The organism is Kutzneria sp. NPDC052558 (assembly GCF_044547355.1).
Lineage (GTDB): Bacteria > Actinomycetota > Actinomycetes > Mycobacteriales > Pseudonocardiaceae > Kutzneria.
Window position 1 is genome coordinate 123,290 of the sequence record NZ_JBIUAG010000012.1, and the last position, 16,799, is coordinate 140,088.

The window sequence follows — 16,799 nt, forward strand, 5'->3', positions numbered from 1 at the left end:
CGCACGACCGACTTTGCCGAAACCCCCACCCATCCCGGGGGGCGACCCCGCTCCAGTCTATCGGGCGAAGGCCGTCCCCGAGGCCCGGCAAGATCCACATGTGGACAGGTTCAACCCTGTGGACAACCGAATAGGCGCTGGTCAGGACAGGTAGGTCGCCGCGGTCGGGTCGTCGAGGAGTGCCGCCAGCAAATGCCGGTCGTGCCAGCGGTCGACGGCCCAGGCGAGGGCCCGCGAAAGCCCGGCGGGGGTGTCCTCGGCGTGCACGACGCCGTCCTCCGTGACCCACCAGGCGACGCGGTACCGGGTGTCGCCGCGCCGGACGGAGAGCTCGTCGTAGACGACCACCAGGCCGTCGGGCACAGGTCGGTCGAGCAGCTCGCTGGCAGCGACCACGGCCCCCAGGTCGGACCAGCTGACCGGCTGGCCGTCGCCGATGAGGGCGTCGGCGTCGACCTCGTCGGCGGCCAGCGGCAGGTCGAGCAGCTCGGCCAACGGCTCGGCGTCATCGGGATCGGCCGCGACGACCTGGTCCGGCGTGAACGCGGCCAGCAGCCAGGGCGAATCGAGCACGACGACCTGCTCACCGGACACGGAAGCGCCGCTCAGCGCCCGAACCCGCTCATCGAGCTCGACGTCGCCGGCGTCGACAGCGCCGGAGCGAACGGCCTCGGCCAGCACGCCATGGGCCCGCATCGCGACACCCGGCGGGACGGCCCGTTCCGCATCACCCAAGCGCTGCAACACATCCGTCACGTCAGCGGCGTCGGCGACCACCAGCGAGGAGCGAACACCAATGGCAGCCAACAGATCCGTGCGCACGCCGACATCGGGGATCGGGTCGTAGACGCCGGCCAGAGCCTCGGCGTCGGGCAGTCGCCACGACCGAGGCGGCGCGCCGGCCAGCCGCGCGTGTCGGGCCAGCCACCACGAGGTGTAGCCGCCGGGGCGCAGAATCGCCTGCCACGTCTCGGGTTCCGCCGCCAGCAGCCGCAGCGCGGCCGGCCACTTGTCATCGGCGACCAGATCGAGGTCGCGGACGCCGGCGAACGTGGACGGCGGGTCGAGGTCGCCGTCCACAGCGGCCCACCACGCCTCCTCGTCGGCCAGCTCGTGATCGGGACCGCCGGGCGAGTCGTCGAAGACGACCACGAACGAATCGATCACGCCGACCGCGGCCAGCACGTCCGGCGTCCACCGCGAGGCCAGGTCCTCGGCGAGCACGCCCAACGGCGCGTCCTTGCCGATCACGTCGTCGGCGAACACCTCGCGCAGCGGGCTCGACGGCAGGATCAGCTCGTCGGCGTGCCGGAACTCGCCGTCGGCGTCGGGCAGCGCCAGGGTGCCCAGCCACGGCCGCTCGCCCCGCCGCGCCCCGGTCGATTCCGTCAGCCACAGCACGAAATCCACCAGCGACGTGGTGTCCACACCGGACTCGGCGTCGTCCATGCTCCGCTCGACCGCGGCCTGCATGGCGTCCAGCAGATCCGCCGGCCCGGCCGAGCGTGCGCCCAGCCGCTCCAACAACCGGTGCACGGCGTCAGGATGCGCGACCCGCAGCCCGGTGACGTCCATTGTGGACAGCTCGGCCAGCGTCTCCTGGTCGAAGTCCGGCAGCAACACGTCCCGCGGACCGGTGACAGTACGGCCGTCGATCAGCGGAACCGGCAGGCCGCCGAGCTCCTCGCGGGCGGTGGAATCCTGCTCCGCAACGGGATCGAGCGCCGCGTACAGCCGGGCCCACCACGCCGGGTCACGGTCCTGGCCGGAGACGATCGCCGCGACCTCGGACAACCGCAGCCGCGGAACCTCAAGCGCGGCAAGCTGTCGGGTGTGGGCGGTGCCGGACAGCTCGGCCTTGGCCAGGCCGTCCACGATGTCGGCGAGCATGTCCGCCAACGCCGGGGCCAGCACGTCCAGCACGCGCGACCGGGCCGGCGCACCGAACCCGCCTTCCTGCAACGGAAGCCACACCGAGGTGCGCAGCTCGGAGGTCACCAGCGCCCGCAGCTGACCATCCACTTCGGACTTGGGGAAGTCCGGCAGCGGCACCAGCAGCGTCCGCTGTTCCGGTCGCACCGCCAGAACCAGGTCGGGATACGCCCTCGCCGCGGCGGCCAGCACCGCGTCGGTGGCGGCGCCCGGCATCAGCCGCCGGCGGGAGGCCTCGACCGGAATCGTGGCCAACAGCCGTGCCGGCAGGGAAAGTCGCTCATCGGTCGGCGTCGGTGCGTGCAGCACGTCCTCGTCCAGCGGACGCGGCACGCCCTCGTCGTCGATCGGCACGGCCCAGCACACGGAGAACTCCGTCCGCTGCCGCGCCTCGACACCAAGCCGCTCAATCACGGCCGCGTCCAGCACGCCGGAGGCACGCCGCAGCAGCCACCGGACCCGGCCGGTCGGGCCGTGCAGGACGACCGTGCCGTCCTCGTTGTCCTCACGCCACCACGTGTGCTCGCCGACCTCGACGCGGCTCAGCCCGGGCAGGGCGAGCAGCAGATCCGGGGTCTCCGCGGCACATTCGGCCAGCAGCTCGGCCGCGTCGACCTCCGGGCGCAGCGGCAGCCGCACCTCGGTGTCGAAGCCTTCGGGCACCGGCGGCTCCTCGTCCGGCACCGGCCACGCCAGCCGCAGCACCGGCACCGCGCCGTCCCGCTCGGCCACCTCGGGCAGATCGCCGACCAGCTCCCGGGTGCGCGCGGCGGAGAACGCCACGCCGCCGGTCCTGGAGACGACGCGCGGCTCGTCGGTGACCGCCAGCACGGCCGCGAAGCCGACGCCGAACTGGCCGACAGTGCCACCGCCGCGCTTGGCCGATGCCCGTAACGACGCGAGCGCCGCCACCCCGGCCTCGGTCAGCGGCTCGCCGGTGTTCGCCGCGCGCAGCTCGCCGTCCACGACGGACAGCCGCAGCACGCCGCCGGCTCCGGCCGCGTCCGCCGCGTTCTGCGCCAGCTCCACGAGCAGCCGGTCACGGTAGCCGCCGAGGCGCAGGTCCTCCTCGGCGTTCGCGTCCTCACGGAACCGGGTCGGCGAGCCACGCCAGGCCTGCAGGACGGAAGTGCGCAGGTCGGTGACGCCGAAATCTGTCACTGCGGCACCTCGCTAGCGCTCGGTGTCCGCGTTCGCGGACCCTCCGCGCTGAATGATTCGCTCGCAAGCTCGCTCATTGCTCGACTTCGAGTTCGGCGTCGTCGTACACCAGCTCGGCCACCGGCACTGTCGAGCCCATGTCGACCTCCGCCTCGGAGTGCGCACCACAGCCGTAGTCGACGTTCACCACGTGGCCGTCGGCCGGCGTGATCTCGTTCGTGCACACGCCGAAGGCGGCGCCCAGACTGCCGGCGAGCTGCTGGTAGAAGCCGCAGGTGCCGCAGTAGGCGGGCGCGCTGCGCGCCATGTCGCTGCGCGGGCCGAAGTCGCCGGCCTCCCAGCGGCGCGCCGACTCCAGCCGGCCGAACCGGGACAGCACCCGCACGCGGCCGAGGCCGACCTCGCGGGCGACCTCCTCCACCGCCGGGTCGTCGGACTGGAGGTAGCCCGGCACCAGCCGGGGGTCGTCCGGCGTGGTCGGCATCAGGTCGCCGACGCCCAGGTCGCCGGCGCGGACCCGCTCGCCCCACGGCACCCAGTCGGGCGCCACCAGCGCGTCGGGGCCGGGCAGCAGCACGACCTCGCTGACGGTCACCGGGTCTTCGTCGCCGCCGGTGGTCGCGATGGTCACTGCCCAGCGCCAGCCGTCGTAGCCGGGGTGGGACGCCTCGAACAGGTGGGTGACCGATGACTCGTCCTCGGCGAGTACGCCGGCGTGCGCGCCGATCGGCTCGTCGCCGGCCTCCTGTTGGGCGGCGGCCCTGGCCAGCTCGACGACCGATGCGAGGACCGGGTTCGGAGGCTGCTCACTGGTGGTCGGTGCGGTCACCCGACGATTGTGCCGCACTCGTGGAACGCCGACGCACACGTGTCACGCTCTTGAGATGCGCGCAGCCTTGCTGTTACTTGCCGTGGCGTTGCTCGCGGGCTGCGCCGCCCCGGCCGGGCCCCCGAACCTGCGGGTGGAGGTCCTCGGCACGATGCCGCACGATCCGTCGGCCTTCACGGAAGGTTACGAACTGGCCGGCGGCGTGCTGTACGAGAGCACCGGCTTGCAGGGTTCGTCCACACTGCGGGCCCTGAATCCGAACACCGGGCAGGTCCTGCACGCCGTCGACCTGCCGGCCGACTACTTCGGCGAGGGCATCGCCGTGGTCGGCGACAAGATCTGGCAGCTGACCTGGCAGCAGAACGTCGCGATCGTGCGCGATCGAGCAACGCTGCGGCAGATCAGCACGGCGTCGTTCCAGGACGAGGGGTGGGGCCTCTGCTACGACGGCAAACGCCTCGTGATGAGCGACGGCACCGCTCTGTTGACCTTCCGCGACCCGACCACGTTCGCCGTGCTCGGGCACGTGCAGGTCGACTACGACGGCCAGCTGAACGAGCTGGAGTGCGCCGACGGCTCGGTGTGGGCCAACGTCTACCCCACAAAAACGATCATTCGGGTGGATCCGGCCAGCGGCGCCGTGCAGGGCGTGGCCGACCTGTCGGCGCTCGGCCCGGCCCATGACACCACCCCTGACGACGTGCTCAACGGCATCTCGGTCGCCCCGGACCCGGGCGAGTACCTGGTCACCGGCAAGCGCTGGCCCCTGGTCTACCGGGTGAGGTTCACACACGACGGCTCGTAGTGCGGCAGGATTGAGGGGTGACCGCCGACCACTCCGACCCCGGCCACGGCCGTCGCGGCTGGAGCGGAGCCAGCCGACGGCGCCAGCAGTCCGTGCAGAACGACCCGGACCTGGTCGCCGAGTGGTCACGCGCGCCCAAGCCGCCGACCCGGCCGATGCGGCGGTACCCGTGGCAGCAGGAAGAAGAGCCTCCGGCCTACCGCACCGCTCCGCCGCCGACCCGGCGTGAGAACCCGGCCACCCGTCGCGAGAACCCTCCCCCGCCCTACCGTGAGAGCCCGCCCACCTACCGCGAAGAGCCGCCCACCCGCCGCGAGAACCCGCCGCCCACGTACCGCGAGGACCCGCCGTCCCAGGAACACCGGTTCGTGCCGCCCGAGCAGCCGATCAGCGGGCCCCGCACGCCGCGGAAGCTCACCGTGACCAGGGTCGCCGTGTACCGCAGCCGGCAGCTCGGGCAGCGGGGCGTCGACGCGTTCAAGCGCGCCCTGCACGCCGACGGCGCCGACCAGTCCGGGCTCGCCTCGCTGACCTGGGCCGTCATGCTCAACTACGCCACCGACGCCACCCTGGCCGTCGCGCTGGCCAACACCCTGTTCTTCTCCGCCGCGACCGGTGAGAGCCAGGGCAAGGTCGCCCTGTACCTGCTGATCACCGTCGCGCCGTTCGCCGTGATCGCCCCCGTCATCGGCCCCGCCCTGGACAAGATCCAGCACGGCCGCCGGCTCGCGCTGGCCGTGTCCTGCTTCGGGCAGGCCCTGCTGGCAGTGGTCATGGCCATGCATTTCGACGACTGGGGCCTCTATCCGGCCGCGCTGGGCACCATGGTGCTGTCCAAGTCGTTCAACGTGCTCAAGGCCGCCGTCACACCACGGGTGCTGCCGCCCGACATCACGCTGGTCAAGACCAACGCCCGGCTCACCGTCTTCGGCCTCGCCGCCGCCGGCGTCTTCGGCGCCCTGGCCGCCGGCTTCGCCCACCTGTTCAACTCGCCCGGCGCGCTGTGGTTCACCGCCATTCTGTGCGTCGCCGACGCCGTGCTGTGCCTGCGGATCCCGGCCTGGGTCGAGGTCACCGAAGGCGAGGTCCCCACGTCGCTGCGGGCCGAGCCCCGGATCAAGACCCGCCAGCCGCTGGGCCGGCAGGTCGTGGTGGCGCTGTGGGGCAACGGCACCATCCGCGTGCTGACCGGCTTCCTGACCTTGTTCGCCGCCTTCGTGATCAAGGCCCAGACCGAGCGCGACCACGCCCCCGTCGAGCAGCTGGTGCTGCTCGGCGTCATCGGCGCCGCCGCCGGCCTCGGCAACTTCCTCGGCAACGGCATCGGTGCCCGCCTGCACTTCGGCCGCCCCGACCAGGTGATCATCAGCTGCCTGAGCGCCATCCTCGGCATGACCGTCGTCGCCGCCCTGCTGCCCGGCGTCCCCACCGTCGTCGCCCTGGCCCTCGTCGGCTCCGTCGGCAGCGCCCTCGCCAAGATCAGCCTCGACGCCACCATCCAGGACGACCTCCCCGAGGAGTCCCGGGCCTCCGCCTTCGGCCGCTCCGAGACCATCCTCCAGTTCGGCTGGGTCTTCGGCGGGGCCCTCGGCGTGCTCCTCCCCGCCCAGTACTGGATCGGCTTCGCCGTCGTCGGCCTGCTCCTGGCCGCCGGCCTGGCCCAGACCGTCATGGTCAACCGCGACAGCACCCTCCTGCCCTGGCTCGGCCGCCGACGCCCCCTCAAGTCCGATCCCGTGACCCGCCCCAACCACCACCGCCCCACCCCCGGTGCCCCCGCCCCGGGCCCGTAGCCCACGGGTCGAGCCCCTCTCCAACGCGTCGGCACTGGAGCATTGCGTCGGCACTGGAGCATTGCGTCGGCACTGGAGCATTGCGTCGGCACTGGAGCATTGCGTCGGCACTGGAGCATTGCGTCGGCCGACGCCGCTTGCTCCACCATCGCCGCGGCGGATCACCTGGCGTCAGGCCGACCCTCGGGCCGCAGAGCGCGGTCGATCACCACAGCCCCCAGACCGACCGGCGCGGCCAGCCACGTAGGCTCGTCGGATGTGAGCGCGAAACGCCTTGTCCCGCTGGTGTTGGTCGGCGCGGGTGTGCTGGCCTCGGCGTGTTCGGCGCCGCCGCTGCCGCAGGTGACCTTCTTCGCGGTGAACACCACCGCCGTCACCGGGCCGTCCGAGTACTGCGACTTCCAGGTCAACAACTGCGCCGCCGACCCCGCGGCCGGCGCGACCCTGGCCGTGCCGCCGAACAAGCCGCTGCAGATCTCCGTGCCCACCGAGATCGGCAACGCCGTGTGGCAGGTCACGTTCAAGTACAAGCAGAACGGCCAGGAGCAGGAGGGCCGCACCTCGGTGTTCGCCGCCGGCGAGCGGCTGGCCTACACCCTTGAGCTGCCGGGCTCGGCGCAGCTGGAGACCGCCGAGGTGCAGCGCTACGCCGGCGTGCTCACGCTCGACCCCAACACCGGCGAGCCACAGTTCGTGGTCGGCGCGACCTGGGTGCTGTCGGTCGCCGGTCAGAGCGGCTGAATCTCCGGCGGCGGGGGCACCGAACTCTGCTTGGCGGAGGCCCGGCTCCTCCGCCTGATCCCCGGCATCCTCCGTACGCGTTCGCACACTTCGGCCGGGTCGAGGCCGGCTCGAACCAGGGCCCGCGCCGCCGTGGACTCCGCATCGTCCAACAACGCCACCACCACGTCCCGTGTGGACCGATGCTCGGTGAGCACACGCTTCACTCGGGTGCTGAGCCGGGCATGCGGATCCGACGCCCCGGCCGTGAGCACGCGCACATGGTCACGGATCTCGTCCAGGTCGACGTCGAGGTTGACGCGGCGCAGCACGTCATCGCCGTCCGGCCGGAGCGCTCCCAGCAGGAGATGGCCGCTGCTCACCTGAGCGCGGGCCTCCTGCCGGGCGACCGCGAGCAACCTGCTCGTCTGCTCCGACACAGCGCACCGCCCATCGCCAACCGGCTGCCGGTCCAGGGCCTACTGGTTTACGGGCTGCCGGTTTACGGGTCGAGGTCCCGGGCGACGCCACGGACCAGCTCGGCGATCAGCTTCGCCGTCTTGCGATCCGGGTAGCGGCCACGGCGCAGGTCCGGCTGGATCTTCGCCTCCAGCACCTTGATCATGTCCTCGATCAGGCCGTGCAGCTCCTCGGCGGGACGGCGCTTGGCCTCCGCCACCGAGGGCGGGGCGTCGACCAGCCGCACCGACAGCGCCTGCGGTCCGCGCCGGCCCTCGGCCATGCCGAACTCGATGCGCTGGCCGGTCTTGAGGCCCTCGATCCCGGGCGGCAGTGCGGACGCACGAACGTAGACGTCTTCGCCACCGTCCTGGGTGACGAAGCCGAATCCCTTTTCCGTGTCGTACCACTTGACCCTGCCGGTCGGCACTGTGCTCACCTCTCCGCTGCACACAACGAACGCGCCCGGGGACCGTGCCCAGGGCGCGAACCTCAAGGGTAGGGCATCGGCGGCGGGACCGGGACGATGTCGAGTTACGCTGAGGGCATGACGAGGTCGGTGCCCGGCGGCAAGCTGATGACGCTGTCCATGGTGGTCTTCGCGCTTGGCCTGGTGGCGCTCGCAGTCATCTTCAGCCTCTACGCCAGCGGCGCCCGCGATCTCCCCCTGTGGCTGAACGTGCCCGGCGTCCTGCTCACCCCGATCGGACTGGCCATGGGCCTGGTCGCCGTCTTCCTGCAAAACCGCCGCCGCGCCTGACAGTCCCCGGGCAGGGTTCAGGCGCAGTCGGTCGTGCACTGGTCAGACCCGTGATCCTGGTAGACACGACGGCCGGTTGTGCTCATGCGCCCGCGCCGCGCAGTGACCGACAGGCGGTGGCCTGAACGATCCCCCTCGGCCACCCGACCTAACCCACGCGGGCGTTCTTGGTGAGGCAACAGGTCGCCTGTGGACAACTCAGCCGGCCATCGGCCGCAAGAACCGCTCGACGTTGTCGGAAAGCCAGGCCGGGAACTCATTCAGGCTGGTCAGCACCACTTCGGCGCCGGCATCCACAAGCTCGCGCCGACTGCACGGACCGGTCGTGACGGCCACCGCCACGGCGTCGGCCTCGAGCGCTCCCTGCATGTCACCGACGTGGTCGCCGACGTAGATGGCGGCTCCCTGCTCGCGTAGCACCGTGCCCTTCGCCGAGGACCACAGCTCGCCCCTCAGGTGGTCGATCTCCCAGCCGAGGGCCTCGACGTGCAGGCGGGCGTTGGGCTCGTACTTGCCGGTGATCACGACCACACGGCCGCCCAGCTCGCGGACGGCGGCCATGGCCTCGTCGGCGCCGGGCATCGCGACGGTGGTGGCGATCACCACCGTCGGATACAGAGCCCGGTACCGGTCCATCAGCGCAGGGATGATCGCCTCGTCCATGCCCGCGTCGCGGAACATGTCCTGCAGCGGCGGCCCGAGCCGCGATGCGAAGTCCGCGCCGTCGAGCGCCACGCCGAACTCGGCGCCCACCTGGTCGATGGCCGCGGCCACACCGGGCCTGGCGTCGATGAGGGTCATGTCAAGGTCGAAGCCCACGGTCAGCGCCACATCACGACCCTAACCGCCGACACCAGGCGTTTTCGCGCCCAGCCGCCGGCCCGATTACCGACGGGCGAATCTCCGTTCGCCGATCACCGACAGCCGCCTGCCTGGCCACCGATCACCGACACTCCGATGCCCGGCCACTGGTCATCGGTGCTGGTTTGTCCACTTGCTTGTCATATGGGGCCAGATGACAAGCAACCGCCGACGGCGTCGCGAGGGAACGCTGGGCTGTCGAGCAGCTGGAAGCCTTTTCGTCCGCTCACGGCGGGGGGCGGCCTGCGGGTTTACAGGGTTTGGAAGATGTCGCCGCTCTTGACATCGAAGGCAAAGGTGTCAAGCTGAGGTGTATGAGCCAGGTCACACCATTCGTCGAGCGCGTGCGCGAATCTCTGCGGGCGCAGCTCATCGCCACGGCGACAGATCTGCTCACGGACCGCGGTTTTCGTGGGATGCGGATGGCCGACGTGGCGGCGGCGACCGGGGTGAGCAGGCAAACCGTGCACAACGAGTTCGGTACCAAGGAGGCGTTGGTCAACGCCGTGGCCGCGCAGACGGTCGCGGAGTTCCTACAAGGGGTGGCGCAACGCTTCATGGACGCACCCGACGTCGAAAGCGGCATCTCTGCAGCAGTGCGTCACACCTTGACCCACGCGGCGGAGAACCGGCTCGTCAACGCGATCATCACCGGCGCCGACGCCGAGGATCTGCTGCCATTGCTGACCACCAAGGGGCGGCCGGTGCTGCTGCCCGCCGTCGACCTGCTCTCACAGCTGTGGCGGGTGCGTATGCCGTGGCTGCCCGATTCGGAGATCGAGCTGCTCGCCGAGACCGGCATGCGGCTGACGGTCAGCCATCTGCTGACCCCCACCGGCACGGTCGACGAGGCCGTCGCCACCATCACCGCCCTGATGCGCCGACTGATCCCGGAGGCTCCCCGATGACTCCCGAGACGACCGCCGACGACCTGCATCGGACCGGATTCCACTCGCTGCGCGGCGGCTTCAACTGGGACCACCTGCCGCTGCGGCTGTTCGCCAAGGGCAACGTCAAGTTCTGGAACCCGGCCGACATCGACTTCAGCCAGGACGCCCGGGACTGGGCCGAACTGACCGACGCCCAGCGGGCCAACGCCACCTACCTGGTCGCCATGTTCGTGGCCGGCGAGGAGGCCGTGACCGAGGACATCCAGCCGTTTATGCGGGCCATGGCGGCCGAGGGCCGCATCGGCGACGAGATGTATCTCACCCAGTTCGCGTTCGAGGAGGCCCGGCACACCGAGGTGTTCCGGCGCTGGATGGACGCCGTCGGCCTGACCGAGGACCTGCACTCCTACGTCGCCGACAACCCCGGCTACCGCAAGATCTTCTACGAGGAGCTGCCGGCGGCGCTGCGGCGGCTCGAGCACGACCACAGCCCGGCGGCGCAGATCAAGGCCAGCGTCACCTACAACCACATCGTCGAGGGCACGCTCGCGCTGACCGGCTACTACGCGTGGAACAAGGTGTGCAAGAGCCGCGGCATCCTGCCCGGCATGCAGGAGTTGGTCCGCCGCATCGGCGACGACGAGCGCCGGCACATGGCGTGGGGAACCTTCACCTGCCGCCGGCACGTCGCCGCCGACGATTCCAACTGGGACGTCGTCACCCAGCGCATGGGCGAGCTGGTGCCGCATTCCCTGTCGGCAATCCAGTGGGTGCTCGACCATGTCGACCCGACCGCCTTCGACCTCGACGTGACCGAGTTCGTCAGCTACGCCGGCGACCGCGCCCAGCGCCGGCTCGGCGCGATCGAGTCGGCCCGCGGCGCGGACGTGACGAAAATCGACCTGGACTACACGCCGGAACGCCTGGAGGACCAGTTCGGCGACGAGGACGCGGCGGTCATGGCGGAGGTGTGACGGCTCGGCGACCGCGATAGGCGGAAGCCCCGGCGCCCCAGGACTCAGCAGCAAAGCGGCGGCGCTGCTCTGAGGCGGCGCTGTCCCAAGGCCACAGCGCTGGTCGGAAACGACAGTATCAGTCGAACGCAGCAGCACAGGTCAAGCGCAGCAGCAATGGTCGAAGGCGGCGACATCGGTCGAGAGCGACAGCATCGGTCGAGAGCGACAGCATCAGTCGAGAGCACCAGCGTCAGTCGAGAGCAACAGCATCGGTCGAGAGCGACAGCGTCAGTCGAGCGCAGCGGCATTGCTCCGCAGCCGGAGCGCCGGTCGAGTGCGGCGGGGTTGGGGAGCGGCGGAGTGGGCGGAGTTGGAAACCGCGGGTGGAGGCGGACGGTTGGCGAAGAACGTCGAAGGGGCGGCGGCGAGTGGCGGCCACTGGTCCACAGCCGACTACTGCAAGTAGGTTGCAGTAATGGTGTCGATCGCGGCCCGGTTGCGCGGCCGGGCGGGGTTGTTGGGGCCGGCGTTCGTGGCGGCGATCGCGTACGTGGATCCGGGGAACGTGGCGACGAACACGCAGGCGGGGGCCAAGTACGGGTACCTGCTGGTGTGGGTGGTGGTGGCGGCCAACGCGATGGCGGGGCTGGTGCAGTACCTGTCGGCGAAGGCGGGACTGGTCACGGGAAGGTCCCTGCCGGAGCTGCTGAGGGATCGGCTACCCAAGGGGATGCGGCTGCTCTACTGGGCGCAGGCGGAGCTGGTGGCGATCGCGACGGACCTGGCGGAGGTGCTGGGTGGGGCGATCGCCCTGCGGATTCTGTTCGGACTGCCGTTGCTGCTGGGCGGAATCATCACGGGAGCGGTGTCGACAGCACTGCTGGCGGTGCAGAACCGGGCGGGCCAGTCGAGGTTCGAGCGGACGATCACGGGCCTGCTGCTGGTGATCGCGGTGGGGTTCGTGGCGGGACTGTTCGTGGCGCCGCCGAACCCGGCGGAGGTGCTCAACGGACTGGCGCCGAGGTTCGACGGGGTCGACAGCGTGCTGCTGGCGGCGGGCATGCTCGGGGCGACGGTGATGCCGCACGTGGTGTACCTGCACAGCGCGCTGGCCCGCGACCGGTTCGGCACGGACCCGGGAAAGCTGGGGATCACCAAGGCTGACGTGGGCCTGGCGATGGTGCTGGCGGGCACGGTGAACCTGGCGATGGTGCTGCTGGCGGCCACGGCGTTGGGCGGCCGAACGGACGGGAGTTCGCTGGACGGGGTGCACGCGGCGGTTGGCGATGCCCTCGGGGGCGGGGTGGCGTTGCTGTTCGCGGTCGGCCTGCTGGCATCGGGCCTGGCCTCCACATCGGTCGGCTGTTACGCGGGCGCGGTAGTGATGGAGGGCCTGCTGCGACGCCGGGTTCCGCTGCTGGCCCGGAGGTTGGCGACGCTGCTGCCGGCGATCGTGGTGTTGGCGCTGGGTGTGGACCCGACCAGGGCGCTGGTGCTCTCGCAGGTGGTGTTGTCGTTCGGGATCCCGTTCGCCCTGGTGCCACTCGTCGTGTTGACGGCGAAGCGCACGGTGATGGGCGACGCGGTGAACCGGCCGGCGACCACCGCGCTTGCAGGGCTGATCGCCGGGGTCGTGATCGCTCTCAACGTGGCACTGGCCATACTTACGACGTGACCCGGCGTTTCACTCGTCGAGCCGCGCTCGGAATCGCCGCGACCACCGCCCTGGCCGGATGCGCCGGACCACCGACCGCCGCTCCATCCCCCAGCACGACCACGCGCGGGACGACAACGCCGCCGGGCACAACGACAACAACGGCCACGCCGATGACGACGGTCGCCCCGGGCGGACCGGCGGTCGAGGTGGCGCGGGCGACGAGCGGCCGGTCGGAGGTGGCGCTGACCTTCCACGGCGCCGGCCCGCTGGAGATCACCCGCCAGGTCATGGCGCTGCTGGCCCAGCACAACGCCAAGGTCACGGTGTTCGCGGTCGGCACCTGGCTGACCGACACCCCGGACGGCGCGCGCATGGTCCGGGACGGCGGCCACGAGCTGGGCAACCACACCTGGAGCCACCCGGACCTGGAGAGCTACCAGCCGGCCCCGATGCTGACCGAGATCGAGCGCTGCCGGGACGCACTGTCCACAGTGGTCGGAACACCGGGCACGTTCTTCCGCCAGTCGCAGGGCCAGCACGCGACCGCCCGTGAGCTCGCGGCGGCCGGCAAGGCCGGCTACGCGAGGACCCTGTCCTACGACGTGGACTCGTTGGACTGGACGGATCCCGGCGCGGCGGCGATCCGGCGGGCGACGGCCGCCGCCAAGGCGGGCAGCGTGGTGAGCATGCACCTGGGCCATCCCGGCACGGTGCAGGCGCTGCCCGGCATCCTGACCGATCTCGCCGCCCGGGGCCTGACCCCGGTGACCGCGACCGAACTGCTGAGGTGAGAAGTTGCCCATCCACGGAAGGGCGCTGCTCGCCCTCGCCTGCGCCGCGGCGCTGACCGCGTGCTCGTCGGCCCCGGCGGCGGAGGAGCCGAAGCCGGCTCCGACCACCACGACCACAACGCCGCCGCCGACCACGACCACACCGAAGTCCCTTGTGGACGGTCTGGCCGGCATGCCGCCGGTGAGCGACCCGCACAACGTGTACGCCGACGCCGGCCCGAACATGGTGTTGGGCGCGCTGAAGCAGGACAAGCCGCTGGTCTACGTGCCGCACAGCGGCTCCGGCGACGTGTGGGTGATCGACCCGGCGACCTTCCAGGTAGTCGCCAAGTACCCGGCGGGCGTGGAACTTCAGCACGTGGTGCCCTCGTTCGACATGCGCACCTTGTACGCCACCGACGACCAGGGCGATCACCTGCTGCCGTTCGATCCGCGGACGGGCCAGCCGGGCAAGCAGATCCCGGTCGTGGACCCGTACAACATGTACTTCACGCCGGACGGCAAGTTCGCGATCTCGGTGGCCGAGCGGCTGCGCAAGCTGGTCTGGTACGACCCGGCCACCTGGAAGCAGCAGGACGAGACGGCGGTGCCGGACTGCGCCGGCGTCGATCACGCCGACTTCAGCCCGGACGGTCGCACCGCGGTGTTCACGTGCGAGTTCGCCGGGCGGGTCGCGGTCATCGACATCGCGTCGCACAAGCTGCTGCGCATGATCGACATGCCGCAGCGGCACACGGTCATGGGGCCGCAGGACATCAAGCTGGCGCCGGATGGCTCCGCCTACTACATCGCCGACTCGGACGCCAACGGCCTGTGGGTGCTCGACGGCGCGGCGACCAAGGTGCAACGCTTCATCCCGACCGGTGGCGGCGCGCACGGGCTCTATCTTTCCCGTGACGCCAAGCAGTTGTACGTCACCAACCGCCACGAGGGCTCGGTCAGTGTGCTCGACTCCTACACCGGCGCTGAGCAGGCCAAGTGGCGCATCCCCGGCGGTGGCAGCCCGGACATGGGCAACGTGACGGCGGACGGCTCGCAGCTGTGGCTGTCCGGCCGCTACGACCGCACGGTCTACGTTCTGTCCACAAAGGACGGCTCGCTGCTCAGGAAGATCCCGGTCGGCAACCAGCCGCACGGCCTGTGCGTGTGGCCGCAGCCGGGCCGCTACTCACTTGGACACACCGGCATTACTCGTTGACGTCGTCGATGCGGTTGTCGTAGTCGTAGTCGTGGCAACGGAAGTTGTCGTCGGTGGCGGCGTTGTGGTTGTGGTGGTGGTGGTGCTCGTCGCCGTCGGTGTCGCAGTAGTGGTTGGCGATGCCGATGTTGTCGTCGACGTGGTCTGCGCGGGCGGCGTCCGGCCCGGGCACGGCGTCGACGTGGTCGGATCCGCGCTCCTTGTCGACGAGGTGGCGACCACCGCCGAGGGCACGATGACGCTGGTCGTCGGCTTGTCGGGGTTGCGCAGGGCCAGTGGCTGCGCGGCGAGCGTGCCGGTCGGCGGGTCCTCGCTCCCTTCGGTCTCCAGCGGGGCGGTCTGGCTGACCCTGGTCGAATGGGGCAGGCCGAACGGCGGCCCGGCCGTCGGGTCGTCGTGGCCGGTGATCAGCGTGGTGAGTGCCGTCAGGCCGGCGAACGCGGCGATGGGGACGATCACGACCGCGGCGAAGCATCCTCGACCGCTGGCAGGCAGTTCCCGATGAGTCACATCGGTGATCATGGTGTACCCCGGCCGAGAAGGCAGCCGGGTCTGTATCGCTAGATCGGGTGATCATTCCACTTCGGACAGTCAGCGGCCCCGGCGCGTGACGCACCGGGGCCGCTTTGTCGACAACGCGATCTATTGCTTGTACGGGGCGGCGGCGGCCTGGGCCGCGACGATGAACGCGCCCTTCAGGTCCGGCCAGAACTTGCTGTCCACGCACGAGTACTTCGGGAAGAAGCCGCCGCAGGTGCCGCTGGCCGAGCCGACCTCGATGGTGAAGCTGGCCACGCCGAGCGTGCCGTAGGTGAAGTCGTCGGTGGTGCCGGGCGTCTCGTAGCCGACGGTGCCGCCGTTGGTGTCGACGACGTATCCGTTGGAGGCGGCCATCTTCTTGCCCAGCACCCGGTACTGGGCGTCGTTGGGCGAGGGCTTGTTGTTCCAGCCCCAGGGAATGATGATGTCGTTGCCGTAGCTGTGCATCGTGATCATCGTGCCGCGGGCGGTCACCGGCGCCGGGTCGTTGTCGCCGCTGCCGCGCTGCACCGGGTAGATGGACCGGAAGAACTTCTCCAGCCCGGTCACCTCGGGCTCGCTGCCCTTGCTCGGGCCCTGGTAGGTCTCGTCGCACGGGGCGTTGGAATCGGTGCCCCACTTGAAGGTGGAGTTGCGGTTGAGGTCGATGCCCACGTCGGTGCCGGTGCACGAGCCGTGGCTGTTGTCCTCGTTCTTGCGCTGCATCTTCGGCGAGTTGCCGCCGGAGGCCACCGCGTCCACGCCGTCCGGGTTGGCGATCGGGATCACCCAGATCTCGGTGGTGTCCAGAATGGACGTCGCCGTGGCGTCGGAGCCGTATCCGTTGGCCAGGTAGTCGATCCAGCGCCAGGCCAGCTCGCCGGTGGAGATCTCACGGGCGTGGATCTGCGCGATCAGCGTGAACTTGGGCTTGGCCGAGGTGGTGCTCAGCGCGCAGTCGCCGGTCTTCTTCTTGGTCAGGCAGATGGCCTCGATGTCGTGGCCGCCGCGGCCCTTGGTCTTCAGCCAGGAGTCGCCGATGTCGTACACCGTGGCCAGGTCCGGGTGGGCGTCGGCGACCTGGCCGAGGTGCTGCTCCTGGCTGGTCACCGTCCGGTAGCCGCCGTAGAAGGTGCCGGCGGCCAGGGAACGCTGCGCGGGCAGCTCCTTGTAGATCGTGTCGAACTCGGTCGGCCGGTATCCCAAGTCGCGCAAGGCCTGCGCGGTCTGGTTGGTGCCGGTCACGTAGGCCACGCCGTCGCCGCCGGTCTCGGCCACGTCGAAGCCGGCGGCGACGAGCTGGTTGACCTGGTCACCGGTGATGGGCACGCTCCACATCACGGGTGTGTCGTCGCCGGCGGCCGCGGATGCGGACCCGACGAGCAGCAGGGCGGCGACTCCGGCGGCGATGCGGATCAGGGCGCGATGCCTCATGGCGGCTCCTCACATCGGGATGGCGCCGCGTAAC

General features: G+C 70.7%; 17 protein-coding genes. 10 read left to right on the plus strand and 7 right to left on the minus strand.

Going from position 1 to position 16,799, the window contains the following annotated elements:
• Positions 1-141: 141 nt before the first annotated feature.
• Both ACIG5F_RS22520 and ACIG5F_RS22525 read right to left on the minus strand, forming a co-directional pair.
• Positions 142-3,093: a sacsin N-terminal ATP-binding-like domain-containing protein gene (locus ACIG5F_RS22520; RefSeq protein ID WP_396520366.1), complete on the minus strand. Its 2,952-nt coding sequence runs from the start codon at positions 3,091-3,093 to the stop codon at positions 142-144.
• 73 nt (positions 3,094-3,166) lie between these two features.
• A complete protein-coding gene (locus ACIG5F_RS22525; protein ID WP_396520367.1) occupies positions 3,167-3,922 on the minus strand; it encodes a DUF3027 domain-containing protein in 756 nt (251 codons plus the stop codon).
• 55 nt (positions 3,923-3,977) lie between these two features.
• Here ACIG5F_RS22525 and ACIG5F_RS22530 point away from each other — a divergent pair, with 55 nt between their 5' ends.
• From ACIG5F_RS22530 to ACIG5F_RS22540, 3 genes are all read left to right on the plus strand, one after another.
• Entirely contained in the window at positions 3,978-4,727 is a 750-nt protein-coding gene (locus ACIG5F_RS22530) for a glutaminyl-peptide cyclotransferase (RefSeq protein ID WP_396520369.1), read from the plus strand.
• 17 nt (positions 4,728-4,744) lie between these two features.
• Positions 4,745-6,520 (plus strand): MFS transporter, encoded by a 1,776-nt coding sequence (locus tag ACIG5F_RS22535; RefSeq protein ID WP_396520371.1) that lies wholly within the window; start codon positions 4,745-4,747, stop codon positions 6,518-6,520.
• A 258-nt stretch (positions 6,521-6,778) separates the two neighbouring features.
• Positions 6,779-7,261 (plus strand): DUF2771 family protein, encoded by a 483-nt coding sequence (locus tag ACIG5F_RS22540; protein ID WP_396520373.1) that lies wholly within the window; start codon positions 6,779-6,781, stop codon positions 7,259-7,261.
• Here ACIG5F_RS22540 and ACIG5F_RS22545 read toward each other — a convergent pair.
• Together ACIG5F_RS22545 and ACIG5F_RS22550 are read right to left on the minus strand one after the other, a co-directional pair.
• Positions 7,249-7,680 carry a Clp protease N-terminal domain-containing protein gene (locus ACIG5F_RS22545; RefSeq protein WP_396520375.1) on the minus strand — a complete coding sequence of 144 codons (432 nt, stop codon included), beginning with the start codon at positions 7,678-7,680 and terminating at the stop codon, positions 7,249-7,251. The genes ACIG5F_RS22540 and ACIG5F_RS22545 overlap by 13 nt on opposite strands.
• Before the next feature lie 62 nt (positions 7,681-7,742).
• Positions 7,743-8,129, minus strand: coding sequence for a cold-shock protein (locus ACIG5F_RS22550; protein WP_116181255.1), 387 nt, complete (start codon positions 8,127-8,129; stop codon positions 7,743-7,745).
• A 117-nt stretch (positions 8,130-8,246) separates the two neighbouring features.
• Between ACIG5F_RS22550 and ACIG5F_RS22555 the strand changes: the two genes are divergently transcribed.
• Positions 8,247-8,459, plus strand: coding sequence for a hypothetical protein (locus ACIG5F_RS22555; protein WP_396520377.1), 213 nt, complete (start codon positions 8,247-8,249; stop codon positions 8,457-8,459).
• A 198-nt stretch (positions 8,460-8,657) separates the two neighbouring features.
• Here the strand turns inward: ACIG5F_RS22555 and ACIG5F_RS22560 are convergent, their stop codons facing one another.
• Positions 8,658-9,290: an HAD family hydrolase gene (locus ACIG5F_RS22560; protein ID WP_396520379.1), complete on the minus strand. Its 633-nt coding sequence runs from the start codon at positions 9,288-9,290 to the stop codon at positions 8,658-8,660.
• A 344-nt stretch (positions 9,291-9,634) separates the two neighbouring features.
• Here ACIG5F_RS22560 and ACIG5F_RS22565 point away from each other — a divergent pair, with 344 nt between their 5' ends.
• From ACIG5F_RS22565 to ACIG5F_RS22585, 5 genes are all read left to right on the plus strand, one after another.
• Complete coding sequence (locus ACIG5F_RS22565; protein ID WP_396520381.1) at positions 9,635-10,228, plus strand: TetR/AcrR family transcriptional regulator; 594 nt, start codon at positions 9,635-9,637, stop codon at positions 10,226-10,228.
• Positions 10,225-11,184 carry a R2-like ligand-binding oxidase gene (locus tag ACIG5F_RS22570; protein WP_396520383.1) on the plus strand — a complete coding sequence of 320 codons (960 nt, stop codon included), beginning with the start codon at positions 10,225-10,227 and terminating at the stop codon, positions 11,182-11,184. The genes ACIG5F_RS22565 and ACIG5F_RS22570 overlap by 4 nt, the downstream gene beginning before the upstream one ends.
• A 457-nt stretch (positions 11,185-11,641) precedes the next feature.
• On the plus strand, positions 11,642-12,841 hold the full coding sequence (locus ACIG5F_RS22575; protein ID WP_396520385.1) for an Nramp family divalent metal transporter: 1,200 nt from the start codon (positions 11,642-11,644) through the stop codon (positions 12,839-12,841).
• Positions 12,842-12,993: 152 nt separating this feature from the next.
• Positions 12,994-13,614 carry a polysaccharide deacetylase family protein gene (locus ACIG5F_RS22580; protein ID WP_396520387.1) on the plus strand — a complete coding sequence of 207 codons (621 nt, stop codon included), beginning with the start codon at positions 12,994-12,996 and terminating at the stop codon, positions 13,612-13,614.
• A gap of 4 nt (positions 13,615-13,618) precedes the next feature.
• The gene (locus tag ACIG5F_RS22585; protein ID WP_396520389.1) at positions 13,619-14,812 is read left to right on the plus strand and encodes a beta-propeller fold lactonase family protein; all 1,194 of its coding nucleotides are present in this window, start codon (positions 13,619-13,621) and stop codon (positions 14,810-14,812) included.
• Here the strand turns inward: ACIG5F_RS22585 and ACIG5F_RS22590 are convergent.
• Positions 14,802-14,984, minus strand: coding sequence for a hypothetical protein (locus ACIG5F_RS22590; RefSeq protein ID WP_396520391.1), 183 nt, complete (start codon positions 14,982-14,984; stop codon positions 14,802-14,804). The genes ACIG5F_RS22585 and ACIG5F_RS22590 overlap by 11 nt on opposite strands.
• A 39-nt stretch (positions 14,985-15,023) precedes the next feature.
• On the opposite strand from ACIG5F_RS22590, the gene ACIG5F_RS22595 reads away from it, so the two are divergent.
• Positions 15,024-15,317, plus strand: a complete 294-nt coding sequence (locus tag ACIG5F_RS22595) for a hypothetical protein (protein ID WP_396520393.1) — start codon at positions 15,024-15,026, stop codon at positions 15,315-15,317.
• A gap of 137 nt (positions 15,318-15,454) precedes the next feature.
• On the opposite strand, the gene ACIG5F_RS22600 is transcribed toward ACIG5F_RS22595, so the two are convergent.
• A complete protein-coding gene (locus ACIG5F_RS22600) occupies positions 15,455-16,765 on the minus strand; it encodes a M14 family zinc carboxypeptidase (RefSeq protein WP_396520394.1) in 1,311 nt (436 codons plus the stop codon).
• Positions 16,766-16,799: the final 34 nt, after the last annotated feature.

Bases quoted from the DNA above. Each gene is read 5' to 3' on its own strand.
- ACIG5F_RS22580 (WP_396520387.1), top strand. From the start codon at position 12,994: ATGACGACGGTCGCCCCGGGCGGACCGGCGGTCGAGGTGGCGCGGGCG.
- ACIG5F_RS22570 (WP_396520383.1), top strand. From the start codon at position 10,225: ATGACTCCCGAGACGACCGCCGACGACCTGCATCGGACCGGATTCCAC.
- ACIG5F_RS22575 (WP_396520385.1), top strand. From the start codon at position 11,642: ATGGTGTCGATCGCGGCCCGGTTGCGCGGCCGGGCGGGGTTGTTGGGG.
- ACIG5F_RS22600 (WP_396520394.1), bottom strand. From the start codon at position 16,765: ATGAGGCATCGCGCCCTGATCCGCATCGCCGCCGGAGTCGCCGCCCTG.
- ACIG5F_RS22555 (WP_396520377.1), top strand. From the start codon at position 8,247: ATGACGAGGTCGGTGCCCGGCGGCAAGCTGATGACGCTGTCCATGGTG.
- ACIG5F_RS22565 (WP_396520381.1), top strand. From the start codon at position 9,635: ATGAGCCAGGTCACACCATTCGTCGAGCGCGTGCGCGAATCTCTGCGG.
- ACIG5F_RS22530 (WP_396520369.1), top strand. From the start codon at position 3,978: ATGCGCGCAGCCTTGCTGTTACTTGCCGTGGCGTTGCTCGCGGGCTGC.